The sequence below is a fragment of the Methanomethylovorans sp. PtaU1.Bin093 genome, assembly GCF_002067275.1.
Lineage (GTDB): Archaea > Halobacteriota > Methanosarcinia > Methanosarcinales > Methanosarcinaceae > Methanomethylovorans.
On record NZ_MVQX01000097.1, the window covers coordinates 1 to 4,781 of the forward strand.

Sequence of the window (4,781 nt, forward strand, 5' to 3'; positions counted from 1 at the left end):
CATATTCCCAGATGTTCACCGTGCAGACCCAGTTCGGAGGCAGCAGGGGAAGACCTGCGGGCACGCATCTCATAGCGGTTTCCAGTCTTTTTTCCACTTTTTCTGCGGCTTTGCCGGTCAGTTTATCGGCTGAATCGTCAAGCTTTGCCTGCAGTTCTTTATCGATGTTGGAGAAACATTCATCTATGGTCTCGTGGCATACGTCTATAGCCGCACATACTCCGTCAGACACCCCCATCTGCATATCGGCTTCAAGGCGCAGCAGGGCAATATCGGCTTCTCCGCTAATCGCAGTACTGTTCAGGTCCATGCGAGACCTGAGCCTGCTTAAAAGTTCCAGTGCCAGCGTATCATCTGAGGTCATAGCCACAAGCTGTTCATTAGTGAGGGAATCCAGGTACTGCTGAGCGATCATTTCCACCTGACCCGGACGTATGCATGCTGACAGCTCAGGGTCAGCAGCGACCTGTCTGCTGATCTGCTCAGGAATATCTATGCGAAGCTGACCAGCATAGGTGTTCACAAGCCTGGTCTGGTTATCCTTCAGCCGGCGCATATCTGTGCTCACTCCTGCCTGTGTCAGGTTGATGGCTTCAGTTCCTATCTGCGTGATCACATCATTTACCTGTGAGTTCACTTCAAGGATGCTACTGCTCATCTGCTGCGAAACGGCTGTTTTTACCGGATCTGTACACCCTTTCATGATGTCTGCGACCTCTCCGCTCACATCCCCGGAAAAGACACATGTATTACGTACTGCCAGAGGATAGATCGTCTTGCCTGTGACCTCATCCTCCCATACGAACTGCTCCTGCAGGTCAAAACCCTCATCATGGTACAGGTAGTCAGGGTACTGGTCCACCAGCAGGGTCATATTCTCGGTCCAGCTGTATTTGCTATGCGGCCAGCCTACAACTTCCATAGTATCGATAACACCCATATCCTGTGCCAGCGCATTCGTTGCCATGGACAGAGCAGGATTGTTGAACAGCAGTTCAGAGGGTGAGAGACCGCCCAGCAGATCGGAAAGTGCAGATCCTGTCCTTTCCGAAAAAGCCTCGTTCAGATACCCGTCTAAAGAACCTTTTACTTTCGCATTGCTGTCCACAAGCTCCTGCATGGTCTTCTCATAAGCCTCGTTCCTTACGATCATGCGGGCTGCATCGCTGGAGGTTGTGAGATCATTTCCAGTGAAATGACCTTCTGCCTGTACATACATCTCTCTTTCATTTTCCATTTCCAGAGCCATGTCCTCTGCAGCCTTGTAAAAGAGATCTGCAGGATTGCGGCCCAGGTTATCACCCATGAGAGGAACTGTACGCGAAGGGCCGGTATCATCCATTGCACGGAGCATTGAGAGCAGTTCCTTTGTCATAAGACCAGGGAGCCACTTTGGCACATCACATGCAACGGTGTGCCGGGGCATATTAGTGCCATCTTTATAAACACCATATTCCCTTTCTATCTGCGCTATATTCACATAAGCTTCCCTGTACTTATCTGCTGCATCGCTGCAGCAGGTATCTGTTAGCTGCACTCCGCCAACATTTACTGTGGTATCTCTGAACTCATTTTCAATGGCCTGTTCATAGTCTGCAAGCCCATCATAGGTATTTGTCCTGAAGCATTTGTGATAGACAATGGTAATGTTCTCTGTCTCAAGCTCCGTATGCGTTTGTTGTGTATGATGGTCATACGTACCCAGTCTTTCATCTTCATGCCTGCTGTCTATGATACCCATGTGCGTATATGCATAATCATAATCCAGCTCCCACTGCGAATTGATATCGAACTCCACAATGTACTCGATATCCCAGTCAAAGGAGTGTGATTCACTGTTGAGGAAGCCTCCCTCACGCTCCGTGCTAAGAAGGGTATCATTTCCTGCATACCTCATTACAGGCGTAACCTTAAGGTTCTCCAGAGAAGTGGACCGATGTTCAAGCCTTGCATTTGTGATCTGCCAGTTGGCGATGTCCAGGCCCGCGATGCTACCGGGTTTCATTATTCGCTCACTGTAACTGATCCTGCTTCGGTTCCCGAAAGAATAACCTGGTACAATGGCCCCCTCATGCCACAGCGATACAAGATATTCGGCATCCCATGTAAGGTAATAGAAAGAAAAGCTCTTTCTCAGAATTACTGTATCAGGATCAAAGACCGTCTCAACCCGTACATCACGCACCTCAGGCCTGTCATTCACACCATTCCTTGATATTTCCGGCATGACCTCGGCACTGTAGATCGTCCGGGTCACATTGTGTATAAGATCAGGGTCTTCAGGACCCCATATCCGGTCATTGAATATCCAGCCATTTTTTACAGCTGCCGTGTAGTTAGAGACTGCCATGGTCACAGAAGCATCATCCTCTACGCTCTGCAGGCTTGTACCCGCATCTTCCATCGAACTATCCATGCTTTGTTCCATATCCATATTGAAGGAACCGTTCGTTGCAAATCCGGCATAGACCGTTGAGAGGTTACCTTTCTGTGCATCGTAATCAGAAGTATCTCTTTTTATATCACGATACAAAGTTTTCCCATTGTAGTACCCTGTGTACATCAGGGACCAGGGATCCACCGCATCAAAAACACGTTTCTGGCCGTATACCGTGCCTGCATTCACGGAACCTGCGATGGAAGGACCTGTCAGGATGTTCAGCGGTCCTCCGGCATAATGTTGCCACGGACCATAGGTGAAAGAACGCACATTCGATAGGCCCAGTACAATATCCGGTGATACACCGGTGTTGAGTTCCCTTTCGTACTCTGCGGTGAGCTGCGCCAGCAACGGTTCTCTGGAATCCACAGGTGTAAAGATATCCATGCTGCCATTCTTCTTTATGCCTGTATCGATATCAGTGAGTGTGTAGTTAAGGTCTTTTACTGTGAGGGTATAATGGATAATGTAATCCTCATGGTCCTGTGGTATGCTTCTCTTCAGGGTCCCGTTCACTTTACCTATAATGATCTGCTCAAGAGCTATGTTATCGTTCACATCCAGTACATATCTTCCTGTTCTGTGTACACCGTTCCTGTAGTTGTGCTCCATTAGCTCATTGAAACGTGCTGCAACAATATCCTTGACGGGATTTGTGCCCACATGGAACCAGTCAGTGGCCTGTACATCATTGCCAACCCTCAGGACAACGGACCCAAAACCGTATGCAACATCTGCCGGTATCTTTATTTCCTGTACGAATGAAGAACTCCCCCATAAGCTATGGGACCCGTTGTAGTTAAAGCTCATATTGAAACTGCCGCTCTCATCATATACCGTAAGCACCCTGTCCTTATTGCTGATAAGAGAAAGCAAGGCTCCCAGGATATTAGAGGGAAGTTCCACTTCCACCTGTAAAGTATCTCCCGGTTCCAGGTCCTTGTTCAGAGGACGGGCCTCATAACCTTCATTGCTCCACGATCCCACGGAAACATATTCCGGCTGGATGACAGGATGCTCGCCCTGCCACTCTAAGGCCTCCATGCCTGCATAGTTAAGACATCGCGATATATCCGCACATGCCATATCCAGGATATCATGCTGCGGATCTGAAACATCACCAGAATATACAACCTCTGCAAGCTGATAGTCCATGCGTGTAAGATCTGCTGCCATCAGCAATGAGAAAAGCAGGATGAATATACCTATCAATGCAAAAGGAACGTAGGCATCAGTATCATTGATGAGTTCATTCGGTCCGTTTTTCCATTCCCTTGCCATGGTGCTGTCCTGTATAAGTTCTTTTTCAAGTTAATTACAGTGTAATTATTTAAATATTGTGGTTTTGCACATTCCGGATAAAGTACCGTACAAATAAAAGGCTCAAACCCGAAAATAAGATCATCAATATAGAGAAGAGCACCTGAATACCACCCCTACACAATTATATAACATGTGTTGTATTTTATCCACTATGATCATTGGTGTGCTTGGGCCTAGAGGGTCATATTCGGATAAAGCTGCCCACCTGTGGCTCACGCAAGAACGCACTTTTTACCCTCTGTCAAAAGATATATCCATTAAATATTGCGATGATATTATCGATACTTTTGATTCGGTTGTGACCAATACCTCCGATATTGGCATCGTACCTGTGGAGAACTCCATCGAAGGCTCGGTGGGCGTTACCCTGGACCTGCTCATGGAACACGATATCCGAATCATAGGAGAGGTCGTTGTGCCTATTGAACACTGCCTGCTGTCCAAAGGAAAACTAGAGGACATAAGGGTGATACTTTCCCATCCCCAGGCACTAGGACAGTGCAGGCAGTTCATCAAGGATCATTTCCCCCATGCGGAGATACGCACAACAGGCAGCACCTCCCATGCAGCCAAACTTGCCACGGAGTTCGAGGAGATGGCAGCCATCGCATCCAGGGAGTCAGCCACTATGTACGGACTGAACGTGCTGCTCTGCAATATTCAGGACTGTAACAGCAACCATACCCGTTTCATAGTATTCAGGAAAAAACATGAAGATGATGACCTTGCCTGGAAGACTATCAACGGAAGTGCAGCCAAACCCGCCGACACCGCAAAGAGCGATCGTCCTCACAGAACCTCTATCATAGTCTACCTTGACAGGGACAGGCCAGGAGCATTGTATGACCTCCTGGGAGAATTCGCTAGCCGGAAGGTCAATCTCACACGTATTGAATCCAGGCCTTCAAAGCGCATCCTGGGAGATTATGTCTTTTACATAGACTTCGCAGGAAATATCAGCGATACTATTATAAAAGATGCTTTAAATAGCATCCTGCCGAAAGCAGGGATGATGAAA

2 protein-coding genes are annotated in these 4,781 nt (G+C 47.8%); one reads left to right on the forward strand and one right to left on the reverse strand.

Annotated features, from left to right (window positions below; genetic code table 11):
• Positions 1-3,721: hypothetical protein (locus A4E24_RS10605; protein ID WP_292353360.1), on the reverse strand; the 3,721-nt coding region annotated here is incomplete at its 3' end.
• A gap of 193 nt (positions 3,722-3,914) precedes the next feature.
• On the opposite strand from A4E24_RS10605, the gene pheA reads away from it, so the two are divergent.
• Positions 3,915-4,781 (forward strand): prephenate dehydratase (pheA, locus tag A4E24_RS10610; protein ID WP_292353361.1); only part of this gene is annotated, 867 nt, incomplete at its 3' end.